Genomic DNA, 16,050 nt, shown 5'->3' on the forward strand with positions numbered 1-16,050 from the left:
ATTGGTGTTCGGCTGCGCCAGCGGCTTCTCGACGTATTACCTGTGCCGCGCCTATCCGATCGCCAGCAGTCCGCCGCTGTCGGTGCCCGGCGTGTTCGTGGGCACAGCGGTCTGCGTGAGCGCTTTATGGAGCGTGGCCGGCGGCGGCTGGAGCGAGTTGCTGCGCGAGCTGGTGCCAGGCTTGCCGGCACTGAACCGGGCGATCGCCACCTTGATGTTCGGTCTCGGCGTCATCCTCTACGGCCTGACGGCGGCGGCGCAATACCTGGTGCTCGAATTCGAACGCGCACGCGGCCTGGAACGGCGCGAACTCGAAATGCAGCTCGCTGCCCAGGAAGCCGAGCTGCGCATGCTGCGCACCCAGGTCGATCCCCACTTCCTGTTCAACAGCCTCAATTCCATCAGTGCGCTGACCTCGATCGACCCCGCGGCCGCGCGCGGCATGACCCTGCAGCTGTCCGACTTTTTCCGCCGCAGCCTGGGGCTGGACGCGCAGCGCAAGGTCACGCTGGAGGAAGAGCTGGCGCTGGTACGTGCTTTCGTGGGGATCGAACAGGTGCGCTTCGGCGCGCGCCTGGCCTTCGAAGAGACCATTGCCGATGATGCCGGCACCTGCCTGCTGCCGCCGATGCTGCTGCAGCCGCTGGTGGAGAACGCGGTCAAGCACGGCATCGGCGGCCTGGTCGAGGGAGGTACGGTGCGCATTGCCGCCCAACGGGATGGAGCGCTGCTGCGTATCCGCGTCGAGAACGATGCCGACGACGAGACGCCCGGCACGGCGGCCGCCGGCTGCGGCATCGGCCTGGCGAACGTGCGCCAGCGCCTGGCCGCGACCTATGCCCACGAGGCCAGCGTCCACTTCACGCGCGAGACGCACTCGTTTCGCGTGGACCTGGCGCTGCCTGCGGAAACGATTGATCAAATGGAGAACTGAATGCGGGTCATCATCGTCGACGACGAATTTCTCGCGCGCGCGCTGCTGCGCGAGTACCTGGCGGCCCATCCCGAGGTCGAGATCGTCGCTGAATGCGCGAACGGCTTCGAGGCCGTGAAAGCCATCGGCGAACTCCAGCCCGACCTGGTCTTCCTCGATATCCAGATGCCCAAGCTCGATGGCTTCGAGGTGGTGGAGCTAAGCGGTGCGCGCACGCGCTACGTGTTCGTCACCGCTTACGACCAGTTCGCGCTGAAGGCTTTCGAGGTACGCGCGCTCGACTACCTGCTCAAGCCCTTCAGCCGCGAGCGCCTGGCCCAGGCATTGGCCAACGTGGCGGCGCGCGCCAATCCGGTGGAGCAGCTCGAAGGCGTCGCGCACGAGGCGGCGCGCCGCCATGGCCCGCTCTCGAGCGCGTGCTGGTGCGCGACGGCGCCCGCGTCCACGTGGTGCCGACCGCCAGCATCGACTGGATCGAGGCGCAGGACGACTATGTGCAGATCAGCGCCGCCGGCAAGACCCACCTGAAGAACGGGCGGATGGCCGAACTCGAGCAGGGCCTGGACGCGGCGCTGTTCGTGCGCGTGCACCGTTCCTACATCGTGAACCTGGGCGCGATCGAGCGCATCGAGGCGCCGACCAAGGACAGCTGGTGCGCGGTGCTGAAAGACGGCAAGCGCGTGCCCGTCAGCCGCAGCGGCTACCAGAAGCTGAAGGAACTGATGCGCTAGTTGACGGGCAGGGTATCGACCTGCCACCAGCGCGGCAGCAGTTCGCGCACCTGGGCGGAATCGAAGCGGTCGTCGATCAGGTAGACGACGCCGCGGTCGAGTTCCGTACGGATCACGCGTCCGGCAGCCTGCACCACCTTCTGCAAGCCGGGGTACAGGTAAGTGTAGTCGTAGCCCGCACCGAACATCGCCTGCATGCGGGCGCGCAGCTGCTCATTCACGGGGTTCAGCTGGGGCAGGCCCAGCGTGGCGACGAAGGCGCCGATCAGGCGCGCGCCGGGCAGGTCGATGCCTTCGCCGAACGCACCGCCCAGCACCGCGAATCCGATGCCGCGCCCGTCCGGGTGGAAGCGATCGAGGAAGGCGGCGCGCTCGGCCTCGCTCATGCGCCGTTCCTGGCGCCAGACCGGCACGGCGGGATGGCGCTCGCTGAATGCGTTCGCCGCCTGTTCCATGTAATCGAAGCTGCTGAAGAATGCCAGGTAGTTGCCTGGTGCGGCCGCGTACTGGTCGGCCATCAGGCGCGCGATCGGCGCCAGCGAGGCGCTGCGATGGCTGTAGCGCGTCGAGATGCGGGCAGCGATGTGCACGGCCAGCTGGTCGGCCGAGAAGGGCGACTCGACGTCGACCCAGCCGGTGTTCTCGGGCAGCCCGAGCAAGTCGGCGAAATAGTGCCGGGGCTGAGCGTGGCCGAGAACAGCGTGACCGAATGGGCGCCCTCGAAGCGCGGCTTGAGGTAGGGCGCCGGGACCACGTTGCGGATGCAGATGGTGGTGTCCTTGCCGTCGCGCCCATCGCGGGAAAGGTCGCACAGCGCGTGCTCGCCGAAGCTTTCGGCCAGGCGCTGGAAGCCCAGCGAATCGAAGTGGAAGCGCTGCAGCGCATCGTCGAGCGGCACCGCGGTTTCGGCGAGGTAGTCGTTGATGGCGCTGGATGCCGCCGCCAGCGTGGCGAGCAGCTTTTCAGGGGGCGCCGGCAGCACCGGTAAGGGGCGCCGCTGCTTGCGTCGACGTCGCCCCAGCTGCGTGCGACTTTGGTCAGCGCCTTCTTGACCGGTTCGGGCGCGGCCGCGCGCGCCAGGCGCAGGGCGGCGCGATCGAGTTCGCCTGTGTACATCGAACGCGCACGCGATACCATATTGTGCGCCTCGTCCACCAGCACGCTGACCCGCCAGCCGTTTTCCTGGGCCAGCGCGTAGAGCATCGCGCTGCCGTCGAAATAATAGTTGTAGTCGCCGACCAGCATGTCGCTCCAGCGCGCCATTTCGCCGCCCGGGTAGTAGGGGCAGACGTCATGCATCAGGCCGACCTCCCGCAAGCCTGCGCGGTCGAGCACGGGTACGGCCAGCGCCGCCTGGCGCGCCGCCGGCAGGCGGTCGTAGAAGCCCCTGGCGAGCGGGCAGGAATCGCCCTGGCAAGCCTTGTCCGGGTGTTCGCAGGCCTTGTCGCGCGCGGTCAGTTCGAGTACGCGCAGCGGCAGCACGGGCGTGCCGGCGTTCGCATCGGCCGCGCTGGCGGCAATGGCCGCGGCGGCGTCCAGGGCCAGCTGGCGGCCCGGCGTTTTCGCCGCGAGGAAGAAGATCTTGTCGAGCTTCTCGCGCGGCGCCGCCTTGAGCACCGGGAACAGGCTGCCGATGGTCTTGCCGATGCCGGTGGGCGCCTGGGCCAGCAGGCAGCGCCCGCTGCTGTTGGCGTGGAAGACGGCTTCCGCGAGCTGGCGCTGGCCCGGACGGAAGGCCGCATGGGGAAAGCGCAGCGCGGCGAGGGCGGCGTCACGCGCTTCGCGGTGGCGCAGTTCCTGCTCGGCCCAGGCAACAAAGCGGCGGCACTGGTCTTCGAAGATCGCCTGCAGTTCCGCGGCGCTGCGCGTTTCGCGCAGGGAGGTCTCGTGGCCGCTGCCGATCTCGTAATAGACCAGGGCCAGCTCGACCTGCTCCAGTCCCAGCTGCCGGCACAGCAGGTGTCCGTAGACGCGCACCTGGGCCCAGTGCAGCTGGCGGTGATTCTCTGGTATCGAGGACAGCTTGCCGCGGTAGGTCTTGACCTCCTCGATCAGGTTCTGGTCCGGGTCGAAGCCGTCGGCGCGGCCGCGCACGTGCAGCGGGCCGTAGTCACCGGACAGGGAGACTTCGGTGCGATAGTGCTCGCCACGGCGGCTCGCCACCACCGCGTGGCCGGCGATGCCTTCCTGGGCGGTGGGCGAAGGCGTAAAGCGAAAGTCGAGGTCGCCCTGCTTGGCGGTGAACTCGCAGAGTGCGCGGACGGCGACGACGTAGCTCATCGGGACCTCAAGCAGCCTGCTCCCACTGCAGGTAGCACACCGCCACCGGCATCTCGTGCGCGGCGCAGTAGTCGATCCAGCGCAGCTGGTTGTCCTGCAGGCGGTCGCCCGGCCCCTTCACCTCGATCATGCGATAGCGCCGCTCGGCCGGCCAGAACTGGATCAGGTCGGGAAAACCGGTGCGATTGGCCTGGACGTCGAGCAGGATGCGTTCGCACCACTTGCGCAGGTGGGCCGGCGGAATGCAGTCGAGAGCGAGTTCAAGAAGGGCGCGATCGAGCGCTTCCCAGCCGACGAAAGGCGAGGCGATGCCGAATTTGGTCTCGAAGTGCTCGAGGATGGTGGCACGGTAGCGGCCGTCCTCGAGCTGGGCCAGGCAGTCGTCGAATTCGCGCGCGCGGCGCCGGCCGAAATCAGGGCTGTACAGGTCGGCCGGACCGCGGTGGAAGGGGTGGAAAAAGGCGCCGGGAATGGCCGCGAAGATGGCACGCCAGCACAGCAAGCCGAACAGGGCGTTGGCCAGCATGTTCTCGACATAGAACACGGGAGCGGTATCCATCGCCAGGTGTTCGCGCACGACACCCTCGACCCACCAGTCGCCCACGGGCAGCGGCAGGCACAGGTCCAGCCGCACCGGGCCGGCCGCGCGCGGCGACCGTGCGCGGATGGCCCAGTTTGCGCGCCAGGCGCGGGCCGATGCGTCCGAGGTGCTGGCGTTCGGCTTCGCTCTCGGGCAAGCCGCGGGCGGCCTCGCATAGCTCCCAGGCCTCAAGGTAGCGTTCGGCTTTCTCCAGCACCCGGATCGCACGCCCGCGCGCGCCGGGGTAGCTGCAGCGCGCATAGGCCGCATGGGCGCGGGTCCAGTCCTTTTCCTTCTCGAAGTGCTGGCCAACCTGGAACAGGAACTTCTCGCGCCGGCTTTCCAGCCAATCGTTGTGGAAGGCATGCGCGGGCAGGTCGTCGAGGATAGTGTCGACCGGTTCGGTGGCGGCGGCAAAGCGTTCCTTGCAGGCATGCAGCTGCAGGTAGTGGTCGATGTCGGCGCGCTCGCGAAAGCCGCGCGAAGCATCGGAAAACTCGACCTGCTCGAACCGGTAGACGCCCAGGTCGGACAGCACGAATTCGGTCCAGTCCTGGCGCAGGTTGCCGAAGAAGATCAGGCGCAGGCGGTCGCAGAGGGGCTTGACGAGGATGCGCAATGCGACGTCGTCGCAGCCGGGATACCAGGCGGAGAAAGCTCGGCTGTCGGCGAAGTGTTCGCGCAGTTGTTCGAGCTGCTCGGTCTTGCGCGCGGTTTTCTGGCGCAGCTGCGGCGCGAAGGCGGCCGCGATTTCCGGCTTGAGCAGCAGGTCGAACAACTCGTCGAGCGTTACCTCGGGGTCGAGCGCCACCCAGCCGGTCGGCAGCAACTGCTGCGCGGCCGCGACCGGGCAGCCGATTTCCGGGTAGCGCAGCTTGGTCGCGCGGAAGAGCGCGCCCTTGCGCATGACCATGCGCACGAAGAGGGCGCGCGCCGGCTGCGGCAAGCCGGGGAAGGCGCCAATGAAGGCCTGTTCTTCGTCGGTCAGCAAGTCGCTGTAGCGCTGGCCGATCCAGTCCAGCACCGCCTGGAAGTTATCCGGTAATAAAACTCGTTTTCCAGAACCCTGTTCATCTCGAGACGCGCAACTGTGCTTTTGTACAGTATAGCGTCCCGCATCGCCCCGGCACAGCGGTTTCAGCCGCCGCGCCGGACGGCCGTGGTTTTTTGCCACATCAGGGACGGGCGGGCCTGGGCAGGCACTTGGCCCCGCTGCAAGTGCCGGCCGGCTCGCGTTCGCCACGGTGGCGCTCCGACTGCGAGATGATGGCCGAGATCAGGGCGACGTCGCCGTCCACCTGCTGTTCGCTGCCGGGGACGGGTTTGCGATTGCGCGCACCGGCAGCGGCTGTGGCGGCGCCGGATGCCGCCGTGGCTGCAGCCTTGCCCTTGACGGCGGCGGTACGGCGTGCGCCAGGCTTGGCATCGGCTGCACGGGCGAGCTTGACGACGCGCTTGTCCTGCGGGCGCGCGGCGGGGCGTGGTGGCGCGCTCTTCGCTGCCTGCGGCGTCGACGGCTTCGGCACCACGGCCGCCGGCTTCGTCGTCACGGTGGACGGTTTCGCGACCACGGCGGCTGGCGGCGTGACCACCGCCGCGCGTACGGGCGCGGTGGCGGCCACGGCCGGTGCGGGACTTGCCGGCGCCGGCGCTGCCGGCTTGGCGGCCGCCGCTTCGTGCGCGGGCAGCATCACCAGCGGCGGCGGCGCGGTGCGCATGCGCGGACGCTCGTCGACGACGATGGCGGCGGCGGCGGGGGCATCGGCTGTGGCGACCCGGGCAGGGGGACGCGGAGGGGCTGCCCGGCACGGGCGTGACGATGGTTTCGCCATCGACGCGCTCGGCCGCGGCTGCTGCGTCGTACTGGGCCCTGCAGCTCGCGCACGGTCTGGTGGTTGTCGTAGGCCAGCCAGGCGACCCCGCCGGCGAGAATACCGGTGAGCGCGGCGGCAGCGCCATACCAGGCCAGGCGCGCGCTCGACACACGGGTGCCGTTGCGGCGTGCCGAGTCGCGTTCAAGCATGGCCAGGATGTTGTCTTCGCCGGCGCTGCGGCGCGACGACATCAGGTTGGGTCTTGTCGAGGCTGCTTGATTTTCGTCTGTAGGGCGCACGGGATACCTCCTAAGATGGGCGTTTCTGCTCGATTAGAAACAATCTGGGGAAAGCCATGCTGATCTTTATCGCACTTTTGTACTTTTGCCTCGCCTGCAGCCTGATCTGGCTTGCCTGCTTCCCAGGCGGACGCGCGATCGTGCTCGGGTGGGTGTTCGGTTTGCGCGGCCGCGTCGCGCGCGTCGTCCGCAGGCGTCCGACCGCACCGCGCGAGCCGATGCAGCCGCGGCGCACGCTGGCGGCAAGGGGCAGCGGCGCGCGCCAGCTGCTGCGCCGGCATGCCGTCATCCTGGCGATCGCCGTGCCCGCGGTCGCCATCCCCTCGCTGCTGGCGCTGGTCATGCGCACGCCCGACATGCTGCCCGGATACGAGCCGAGCGAGGCCCTGCCGGACGCCCAAATCGCGGCCTTGCTGCGTGGCGAACAGCTGGTGCCGCCCAGCGATCCGCCGCCACTGGCCTTTACCACCCAGGAAGTCGAACAGGTACGGCCGATGCTGGTCAACGCCAGCCGCAACTGGGGCCTGATGCATCCGGACTTCAACCAGCGCCTGCTGCTGGCGTTCAAGATCATGAAGGAAAAATATGGCTACGAAATGGCGCTGCTGGAAGGCTACCGCAGCCCCGCGCGCCAGGACATGCTGGCCCAGATGGGGGGCGCGGTGACCAACGCCCGCGCCTTCCAGAGCTGGCACCAGTACGGCCTGGCGGCCGATTGCGCGTTCTGGCGTGATGGCAAGCTGGTGATTTCGGAAAAGGATCCATGGGCAATGCGCGGCTACCAACTGTATGGCGAGGTCGCCGAACAGCTGGGCCTGACCTGGGGCGGGCGCTGGAAAATGATGGACCTGGGCCACACCGAACTACGCCTGCGCGGGGTGATGCGCCGCTGAGTACCATCGTTCCGACAGCGCGGGCGCGGGTTTGCGAAAGGTCAAATTTTCGGTAGGCAATTAGTGCGAGCATTGCCTGTCCGACTTTTCCGACTTTCAACCACTCTCACACGCCCCCGCTATGGCCCGTCTCTGGAAGTTCCTCACCGACAGCCGCGTGCTTGTCGTGATCGGCATCACCGCCCTGGTCGGCATCCTTTTCCTCAGCGTCGACACTTTCGAACTCGGCCTCGCCTGGGCCGTCATCGCGACACTTGCGCTGATGGCCTTGTGGGGCATCTACTGGAGCGTGCGTCTGGTGCTGAACAAGCGCGCCGCCGCGCGGCTCTCGGCCAGCCTGGCGGCCGGCGCCGATGCCGCTGACCCCGAGGGTGAGCGCGGCAAGAGCGAAGTGGCGGTGCTGCGCAAGAACATGCTGGAGGCGATCTCGACGATCAAAAGCTCGAAGCTGGGCCTGATGCGCGGGTCCGCGGCGCTCTACGAGCTGCCCTGGTACATGATCATCGGGAACCCGGCGGCGGGCAAGAGCAGCGCCATCGCCCATTCCGGCCTGACGTTCCCTATCCCGGGCAGCAAGGCAGTGCGGGGCGTGGGCGGCACCCGCAACTGCGACTGGTTCTTCACCACCGACGGCATCCTGCTCGATACGGCCGGACGGTACTCGGTGCAGGAAGGTGACCGCAATGAGTGGTTCAGCTTCCTCGACCTCTTGCGAAAACACCGCCGGCGCGCGCCGATCAACGGCATCCTGATTGCCGTCAGCGTCGCTGAATTGACGAGCGGACCGGCGGGCGCCTCGATCGAGCTGGCCAAGAGCCTGCGCACGCGCGTGCAGGAACTGACCGAGCGCCTGGGCGTGTACGCCCCCGTCTACGTGATCTTCACCAAGGCCGACCTGATTGCCGGCTTCTCCGACTTCTTCGCAGACAGCGAACGCAGCGAGCGCGATCGCGTCTGGGGCGCGACCTTGCGCTACAACCGCCGCAGTTCGCCCCAGGACGTACTGGCCTTCTTCGATGCCCATTTCGACGAGCTGCACGAGGGGCTGAAGGAACTGAGCCTGGCTAACATGGCAGGCAACCGCAGCACCCGGATGCGCCCCGGCGTGTTCACCTTCCCGCTCGAATTCGCGGCCATCCGCACGCCGCTGCGCGCCTTCCTGGCCACCCTGTTCGAGGAAAACACCTACCAGTTCAAGCCGGTCTTCCGCGGCTTTTATTTCACCAGCGCGCTCCAGGAAGGCACCGTGCAGGACCTGTCCTCGAGGCGCGTGGCCAGCCGCTTCGACCTCGAACTGCGCGAGCGCCAGGGCGAGGAGGCGGAACTGGACGGCGACGGCTACTTCCTGCTGGAGCTGTTCCGCAAGGTGATTTTCGCCGACAAGGACCTGGTCAAACGCTACACCAACCCGGCCAGTACGCGCCTGAAGTATGCCGCCTTCTTCGGAGCGACCATCGTCCTGGGCGCGGCGCTGGGCGGCTGGAGCTGGGCCTACATGGGCAATGCCCAGCTGGTGGCGAACGTCCAGGCCGACCTCGATAAAGCGGTGCGCCTGCAGGACAAGCGCCATGACCTGCAATCGCGCCTGGAAGCGCTCGACATCCTGCAGGACCGCATCGAGCAGCTCGACAAATACCGCGAGGACCAGCCGCTGGCCCTTTCTTTCGGCCTGTACCAGGGCGATAAACTGGAGCGCAAGCTGCGCGACGAGTATTTTGCCGGCGTGCGCGCCGTGATGGTCGAGCCGGTTGCCAACTCGCTCGAGAACATGCTGACCGAAGTGAACGCGCATGCCGCCGAACTCGACCCGAATGCCCTGGGCGCGCCGAGCGCGCGTCCCGGCCAGCCCTACCAGGACGTCTCGCCCACCAACGTGGCCGATGCCTACAACGCGCTCAAGACCTACCTGATGTTGGGCGACAAGGAGCACGCCGAACCGGGCCACCTGAACGACCAGCTGACGCGCTACTGGCGCACCTGGCTCGAGGCCAACCGCGGCGCCATGCCGCGCGAGCAGATGATCCGCAGCGCCGAGCGCCTGCTGAGTTTTCACCTGGCCCACATCGGCGACCAGGCCTGGCCGCAGGTGACCCTGAAACTGAGCCTGCTCGACGCGGCCCGCGAAAACCTGCGCCGCGTGGTGCGCGGCACGCCGGCGCGCGAGCGCGTCTACGCCGACATCAAGACCCGCGCCGCCACCCGCTTCCCGGCAGTGACGGTGGCACGCCTGGTGGGCGAGGGCGACGCTGGTCTGGTAGCGGGCAGTCATGCGGTCAGCGGCGCCTTTACCCGCGAGGCCTGGGAAAAATACGTCATCGGTGCCATTCGCGATGCTTCGAACCGCGAGCTGCAAAGCACCGACTGGGTACTGAAGACGGTGGCCAAGGACGACCTGACGCTGGAGGGCAGTCCTGAACAGATCCAGAAGACCCTGGTCGACATGTACAAGACCGAGTATGCCAAGGAATGGGTGCGTTTCGTGGGTGGCGTGACGGTGGCCGACCTGAAGGGTTTCGACGGCAGCGTGCAGGCGATGAATCGCCTGGGCGACCCGCAGACTTCGCCGATCGCGCGCCTGCTGAAGAGCATCTACGACGAAACCGCCTGGGACAATCCGGGGGCGCCGCGCGCCAGCATGGGCAAGACCGAGCGCAGCCTGCTGGCGTGGTTCAAGGAAGTGATCCTGCGCCGCGCACCGTCGGATGCACGCACGCTGGCCGACGCGGTCGGACCGGTGGGAGCAGGCACGGCGGGCGGCGCCGGCGCAATGGGGCCGATCGGCCGCGAGTTCGCCGGCGTCGCGCGCCTGGTCGGTGCGCGCGAGCGCGAAGCCTCGCTGATGAACGGCTACCTCGATTGCCTGTCGCGCCTGCGCACGCGCCTGAACAGCCTGAAGAACCAGGGCGATCCCGGTCCCGGCGCCAAGCAGTTCATGCAGCAGACGCTGGAGGGCACAGGTTCGGAGCTGGCCGACGCCCTCAAATACGTCGACGAGCAGATGCTGACCGGGATGAGCGACAGCCAGCGCGCCGCGCTGCGTCCCTTGCTGGTGCGCCCGCTGGTACAGACCTTCGCCATGATCGTGCTGCCGTCGGAGTCCGAGATCAACAAGACCTGGCAGGCGCAGGTGGTCGAGCCTTTCCAGAAGTCGCTGGCCGACAAGTATCCGTTTTCCATCGCCAGCAAGATCGAGGCGACCAGTACCGAGATCGGCCAGTTCTTCGGTCCCGAAGGCGTCGTGGCGAAGTTCGTGAACACCTCGATGGGGCCGCTGGTCGTGCGCCGCGGCGACGTGCTCTCGCCACGCACCTGGGCCGACATCGGCATCACGCTGGTGCCGCAGGCGGTGTCGAACTTCCCCGGCTGGGTGGCGCCGCTGTCAAGCAATGGCGTCGCTGCGCCGTCTGCCGCCGGACCGCAAAAGGTGTTCCAGTTGCAAGCGCAGCCGGCGCCCGGCACCACCGAGTACACGATCGAAATCGACGGCCAGCAGCTGCGCTACCGGAATACGCCGCCGGTGTGGACCAACATGGTGCACCCTGGCCCAGGCACCTCGGGGGCGCGCATCAGCGCCGTGACCTTCGATGGACGCACCGTGGAACTGTTCAACGAACCCGGCCAGTTCGGCATGCGCCGCATGATCGAAGCGGCCAGCCAGAAGCGCAAGAGCGCCGACGTCGTCGAGCTGCGCTGGAATGGTCCGAACGTGTCGGTGGCGGTGGACCTGCGCCTGGTCAGCAGTGCCGAAACGGCCAGTTCTTCCAGCGGCGGCAAGGGCTTCCGGGGCATGCGCCTGCCGCCGGCCATCGTCGGCCGGGCTGCTGCCTATCCGACCGTGGCCAGCCTGGGCGCGGGGGAGCCATTGATGCGCGCACCCGTATCGCACCGGATCGGCTACTTCGGCAAGATCCCCACGCGCAGCGACTTCGTCAAGCTGGCGCACGATGCCACCGCGGTCGGCATGCTCGACGACTGGCTGGCCGCCGTCATGCAGCAGCTGCCGTCGGATGCGCGCTGGAAGATCAACTACGATGCCATGGCACCGGTCAGCTTTGCCTTCGTCGGGCCGGCGCGGCGCCATGCGCTGGCCGGACACCTCGTCGCCAGCCATGACGCGCCGGGCCGGCGCTTTCCTTTCTCATGATGCGCACGCTCGACGTTGCCGATCCGGCCGCCTTTGTCTCCCGCTGTCCGCTGGCCTTCGCGCCGCTCTGGTCCTTCCCCGGAAGCGGCCGCGCCCCAGGTCGTGGAAGCCTGCGACCCGGCGCTGCACCTGCAAGGCATCAGCGACGCCAGCATCACCCTGGGCGAATGCGATGGGGCGCTGGCGGACTTTCTGGCCAGCGGCACGGTCGGCGGCCTGCGGGCTGCTCGACGGCGAAGACGCAAGCCGCATCATCCTGGCCTTGGGTCTCCTGCTCCAGCCGGTCATGCACAGCAAACCCACGCGGCTCGACAAGAGCCTGGTGCTGCCGCTGCCCGAAGAGCACACGCTGCGCGCGCCGGTAGCGGCGTTCTGGCTGGAGCTGGTGGCGCCTTTTGTTCGCCGCACCGAATTCGACCTGGCCCTGTTCCTGACCCGGCTGGAAGGGCGGCCGGTGCTGGTCATCGGTTTCTGCGGCGCCGCCGCCCAGGCGCTGCGCGCCATCATCGATCCGCATGTCGCGCGCGAGCAGCAGGTGCGCATGATCGATACCGGGTGGATCGACGAGCAGCTCGGGCTGGATGTCGACGTGCGCGCGCTGGCCAGCTATCTCGACCAGCCGCAGTTGCCCCTGAAGCTGGCGCGCGAGCTGTTCCTCAAGACTTTCATCGGAGGCGCTTCATGAAACACGTCCTTGTCCTCGCGCTTGCTGCCCTCGGTGCGGCAAACGCCCATGCCCGAGCGCCGGCACCCGCGCCGGCGGCACCCATCGTGGTGGCCGGTACCGTCGCTGACGAGGCCAGCAAGGCCGCGCTGCTGGCGCGCCTGCGCGCGGTGTACGGCGCCGACCGGGTGGTCGACCAACTGGGCGTCGGCCCCGTCGCGGCGCCGGCCAACTGGAACGACTATGTCGCACGGTTGATCGGTCCCAACCTGAAAATGATCAGCCGTGGCCAGCTCAAAGTCGAGGGCAGCACGGTCAGCCTGCGCGGCGACGTCGCCAGCGAAGCACAGCGTCAGCAGATTGCCGGTGACATCGCCGCCAGCCTGAACCCGACCTACATCGTCAACAACGGCCTGCGCGTGGTGGCCTCCGAGCAGAACGTGCTCGATGCCGCGCTGGCGAACCGCATCATCGAGTTCGAGTCGGGCAAGGCCGCGCTGACGCCGTCCGGCATGGCGATCCTCGACCAGATGAGCGAAGCGCTGAAAAAGCTGAACGGCATCAAGGTGGAAGTGATCGGCCACACCGACAACGCAGGCTCGCGTGCCGGCAACCTCTCGCTCAGCCAGGCGCGTGCCGAGGCCGTGAAGACCTATGTCGCCGCGCGCGGCATCCAGGGCGAGTCGATCATGGTGTCGGGCGAAGGACCGGACCGGCCGGTGGCGGACAATCGCACGCCGGATGGGCGCGCACGGAATCGCCGCATCGAGTTCAAGGTCGTGCAATAGCTGCTCGCGGCCTGCAAAGGCCAGGATGAAAAACACCGCCGGCATTGCTGCCGGCGGTGTCGTTTCAGGGGATATCGCAGCGTCAGGGCAGGGTGATCGTCACGTTCGCCGCACGTGGCGGCAGCTTGACCAGGTCGTTGTAGGCGGCCAGGGTGCTTTCGGTGTCGTGCCCGAGCTTGGCGCGAAAGCCGACGTAGGCGGTGAGGCCAGCCAGTGTGAACACGGATGTCAGCACCCACAAGGACAGATCGCTGCGCAGCGTGTTGACGACCTGGTCGGGGCGCTCGGCGTGCGGCGCGAAACCGCGGTTCTTGCCGCGCATCCGCGCGATCTCGTCGCCCAGGCGCGCCACCAGGTAATTCAGCTTGTCATGGCCGTCGAGCGCGTAGCGGCCCTCGAAACCGAGCAGCAGGCACATATGGAACACCTCGAGCGCCTGCAGGTGCACGCTGCCTTTCGCGCGCAGGTCTTCCAGGCGGTTGAAAAAGTGCTCGCCCGCGAGCTGGTCGCCGAAGACGCGCAGCTGCAGCGGGCGTGTCTCCCAGGCTTCGCGCACTTCATAGTCCGATCGCAGGATGATTTCGTCGACCGCCGAGCAGAAGGCATATTTCGCGGCCGTGACATCCTCGGCGGCCACGCCGATCGCCTTGGCATTGCGGTCCACATCGCCGAGAAAGGCCGTCATGTGGTCGGCAAACGCGGCCTTGTCGTGCGGGCCGCAGCCGTTCTTGAGCAGGAACAGGGCGTAGAAACCTTCGTACATCAGGTCGACCAGTGACTGCGGGTTGGCGCCGCCGGTGCTGCGGGCGGCCGGTGCCGCGCGGCGTTCGACATGGGCGCTCATGCTGCCACCCCGATCAGGTCGAGTTGCAGGTCACGGATACCGTTCGGGACATAGATCGAGATCGCCTGGTTCTGAGCATGTTCTCGTACAGTAGCCCCTTGTTCTCGAGGGCGAAGTAGCAGGTATCGGGCCGCACCGGCAGCGCCGCCGGCACCTGCGGCGCATACATCAGCTTCACGCCGGGCAGGGCCGAGAGCACGAACTTGTCGACGTCCTGCGGCGCGCCGAGCTTGAAGCGCAGCGGCACCACCTCGACCAGTTGCAGCGCCGGCATGTCGGCCGACACCGCAAGGTAGAGCGCGGTCTGGCCCGTGATCTTGCCCGAGTCCAGCGCGCCCACGTGGTAGGACGGGCGGTCGTTCCTGAGCGCGATCGAGAAGTAGCGGCTCGATACCACCGTATCGAGCAGGTCGCGCAGGATGTCGGCCAGGCGCGCGAACGCCGGCCCCGGATCGGCATGCGCATAGGCAGGAAGGTCTTCGAGGCGATAGTTCCGCGAATAGGCCATCAGGCCACCGGCGAGGGCCAGCATGTCGGAAAACAGGCGCTCCGGATGCAATTCGGGATGGTGCAGGTAGTGCGATAGCGCCGCGTAGCCGGTGCTGGCCGTGTGCAGTAGCCAGAACGAGGACATGTCGCCGCCGCGGATCTCGACCACCTTGCGGCTCGGCTCGCGCATGTGGCCGTACAGGGCGTTGACCTTCGCCAGCAGCTTTTCCATCAGCCGCGCGACCAGGTTGTGCAGGCCGGGCGCACCGTCGATTGCCACGCTCGGGGCGATGAAGGCCGGATCGACTTCGAAGCCGCCGGTCGCGACGCGGCGCAGCCGCAGCAGGGGAAAACTCTCGTAGGCGTCGAGCGCATCCTCGTCCGACACCAGCCGCAGGGTCTTCTTCAGGTAGGTGAGCGGTGCATCGGCGGCGGCCGTGAACAGGTCCTGGGTGTCGCGCTCGTGCTGGACGAAACGGGCGTCCATGCGGTGCAGGTCGGGCTCGGCGCAGTTCTCGCCATGGGCCTTCAGGGCGGGCAGGGCGGCGTGGAAGGTGATCGTCTGGGTGCTGGGGGCGAGCGCGCCCAGTTTCACCCGGGAAGGGAGTGCGTCGCCTTCGGGCGCGCGATACAGTTCGCCATCCGGGAACAGCAGCGACAGCGCGTCGATGCGCAGGACGTCGTGCTTGAGGGCCTCGTGGTCCACGACCAGGCGGCGCACGCCCCAGGCGTAGGGGTGCAGCGCGCGCGCGGTCTGGTTCAGGCGCGCCTCGTGGTAGCGGTCCTGCTGCTGGAAATGTTGTGGACGCAGGAATAGTCCTTCGCCCCACAGCAGTTTCGATGGCATGTTCACTGTCACCTCTCGAAGAAATGGGAAAGCGGAAAATGTTGAGCTTGCTGGAAGCAGATGCGTGCTTATTGACAGCGCGCAGATCCGAGGTCATTGACATTTGAATCGGTTGGCTGCGCGCCAGTGCCGACGCTCAGCGCACAGGCCTGCATGCCCACCGTCAGCCCGGCCTTCTCGGCCTGCGCCGCATCGAAGGCAAGGCGCCAGCGGCCGGGTGCGGGTGAGTGGTACAGCGCGACCACGCCCACATAGCCCGCTTCCCGGCCCACCTGTTCCAGTACCTCGTAGCGTTGTCCCGGCACCGGGGTGATGTCCTTGCTCGCGACCAGGTCGGCACCGAACGCTTCCTTGTCGGCACCGGGCGTCAGGAAGGCGTCGTAGGGAGCGGCGGCAAAGGCGGCTTGCTGGCGCAACTGGTATACGCGCGCCCACCAGTGCCAGCGGGCGTCCCTTGGCGTCGACGTTCAGGCGCGGCGCGGCGTGCAGGCGCAGGGCGACCTTGCGCGGCGGTTTGGCGGCATCAGGCATCTCCGGGGCCCTGGCGATACCGGCGGCGGCCAGTGCGCGGCCGGCAGGGCCGTCGCTGGCGCAACCGGCGAGCGACAGCGCGCAGAACAGCAGACAGGTAGTTCTCATGAATTAATTGCCTTTCGTAAATGACACCATCGCTCATTTAACAGGAACGCCACGCGCCGCCACTGCGGCCGCGCAAGCCCCTTGCGATTTGTATCCCGCAAGGA

The 16,050-nt window shown here is 67.6% G+C and carries 9 protein-coding genes and 4 pseudogenes; 6 read left to right on the forward strand and 7 right to left on the reverse strand.

The window, feature by feature from the left end; all coding sequences use genetic code 11:
- Positions 1–4: 4 nt before the first annotated feature.
- Together G4G28_RS10020 and G4G28_RS10025 are read left to right on the forward strand one after the other, a co-directional pair.
- The gene (locus tag G4G28_RS10020; protein ID WP_229424959.1) at positions 5–934 is read left to right on the forward strand and encodes a sensor histidine kinase; all 930 of its coding nucleotides are present in this window, start codon (positions 5–7) and stop codon (positions 932–934) included.
- Positions 935–1,665, forward strand: a pseudogene (locus tag G4G28_RS10025) (LytR/AlgR family response regulator transcription factor).
- Here the strand turns inward: G4G28_RS10025 and G4G28_RS10030 are convergent.
- From G4G28_RS10030 to G4G28_RS10045, 4 genes and pseudogenes are all read right to left on the reverse strand, one after another.
- Positions 1,662–3,945 (reverse strand): annotated as a pseudogene (locus tag G4G28_RS10030) (ATP-dependent DNA helicase). The pseudogenes G4G28_RS10025 and G4G28_RS10030 overlap by 4 nt on opposite strands.
- 7 nt (positions 3,946–3,952) lie before the next feature.
- Positions 3,953–5,599, reverse strand: a pseudogene (locus tag G4G28_RS10035) (VRR-NUC domain-containing protein).
- A gap of 101 nt (positions 5,600–5,700) precedes the next feature.
- Positions 5,701–6,243 carry a hypothetical protein gene (locus G4G28_RS10040; protein WP_183108305.1) on the reverse strand — a complete coding sequence of 181 codons (543 nt, stop codon included), beginning with the start codon at positions 6,241–6,243 and terminating at the stop codon, positions 5,701–5,703.
- Positions 6,216–6,638 carry a hypothetical protein gene (locus G4G28_RS10045; RefSeq protein WP_183108306.1) on the reverse strand — a complete coding sequence of 141 codons (423 nt, stop codon included), beginning with the start codon at positions 6,636–6,638 and terminating at the stop codon, positions 6,216–6,218. The genes G4G28_RS10040 and G4G28_RS10045 overlap by 28 nt, the downstream gene beginning before the upstream one ends.
- 56 nt (positions 6,639–6,694) lie before the next feature.
- Here G4G28_RS10045 and G4G28_RS10050 point away from each other — a divergent pair, with 56 nt between their 5' ends.
- The 4 genes from G4G28_RS10050 to G4G28_RS10065 all read left to right on the forward strand — a co-directional run bounded on the left by G4G28_RS10050 (position 6,695) and on the right by G4G28_RS10065 (position 13,127).
- Entirely contained in the window at positions 6,695–7,531 is an 837-nt protein-coding gene (locus tag G4G28_RS10050) for a M15 family metallopeptidase (RefSeq protein WP_183108307.1), read from the forward strand.
- Positions 7,532–7,652: 121 nt separating this feature from the next.
- Positions 7,653–11,675: a type VI secretion system membrane subunit TssM gene (gene tssM / locus G4G28_RS10055; RefSeq protein ID WP_183108308.1), complete on the forward strand. Its 4,023-nt coding sequence runs from the start codon at positions 7,653–7,655 to the stop codon at positions 11,673–11,675.
- A 172-nt stretch (positions 11,676–11,847) separates the two neighbouring features.
- A complete protein-coding gene (locus tag G4G28_RS10060) occupies positions 11,848–12,360 on the forward strand; it encodes a hypothetical protein (RefSeq protein ID WP_183108309.1) in 513 nt (170 codons plus the stop codon).
- A complete protein-coding gene (locus G4G28_RS10065) occupies positions 12,357–13,127 on the forward strand; it encodes an OmpA family protein (protein WP_182988171.1) in 771 nt (256 codons plus the stop codon). The genes G4G28_RS10060 and G4G28_RS10065 overlap by 4 nt, the downstream gene beginning before the upstream one ends.
- Positions 13,128–13,209: 82 nt before the next feature.
- On the opposite strand, the gene icmH is transcribed toward G4G28_RS10065, so the two are convergent.
- The 3 genes and pseudogenes from icmH to tssJ form a co-directional block, all read right to left on the reverse strand.
- Entirely contained in the window at positions 13,210–13,971 is a 762-nt protein-coding gene (icmH, locus tag G4G28_RS10070; protein ID WP_182988172.1) for a type IVB secretion system protein IcmH/DotU, read from the reverse strand.
- Positions 13,968–15,313: pseudogene (gene tssK / locus G4G28_RS10075) on the reverse strand (type VI secretion system baseplate subunit TssK). The gene icmH and the pseudogene tssK overlap by 4 nt, the downstream one beginning before the upstream one ends.
- Positions 15,314–15,375: 62 nt before the next feature.
- Positions 15,376–15,723 (reverse strand): type VI secretion system lipoprotein TssJ, encoded by a 348-nt coding sequence (tssJ, locus tag G4G28_RS25705; protein WP_229424963.1) that lies wholly within the window; start codon positions 15,721–15,723, stop codon positions 15,376–15,378.
- Between the last annotated feature and the right edge of the window lie 327 nt (positions 15,724–16,050).

Origin of the sequence: Massilia sp. Dwa41.01b, assembly GCF_014171775.1 — a bacterium.
In the GTDB taxonomy this organism is placed as follows: Bacteria; Pseudomonadota; Gammaproteobacteria; order Burkholderiales; family Burkholderiaceae_D; genus Telluria.

Excerpts from the sequence above, each read along its gene's own strand:
- G4G28_RS10040 (WP_183108305.1), bottom strand. The coding sequence starts at position 6,243 with ATGCGCACCGCGCCGCCGCCGCTGGTGATGCTGCCCGCGCACGAAGCG.
- G4G28_RS10050 (WP_183108307.1), top strand. The coding sequence starts at position 6,695 with ATGCTGATCTTTATCGCACTTTTGTACTTTTGCCTCGCCTGCAGCCTG.
- tssM (WP_183108308.1), top strand. The coding sequence starts at position 7,653 with ATGGCCCGTCTCTGGAAGTTCCTCACCGACAGCCGCGTGCTTGTCGTG.
- G4G28_RS10060 (WP_183108309.1), top strand. The coding sequence starts at position 11,848 with ATGGGGCGCTGGCGGACTTTCTGGCCAGCGGCACGGTCGGCGGCCTGC.
- G4G28_RS10065 (WP_182988171.1), top strand. The coding sequence starts at position 12,357 with ATGAAACACGTCCTTGTCCTCGCGCTTGCTGCCCTCGGTGCGGCAAAC.
- icmH (WP_182988172.1), bottom strand. The coding sequence starts at position 13,971 with ATGAGCGCCCATGTCGAACGCCGCGCGGCACCGGCCGCCCGCAGCACC.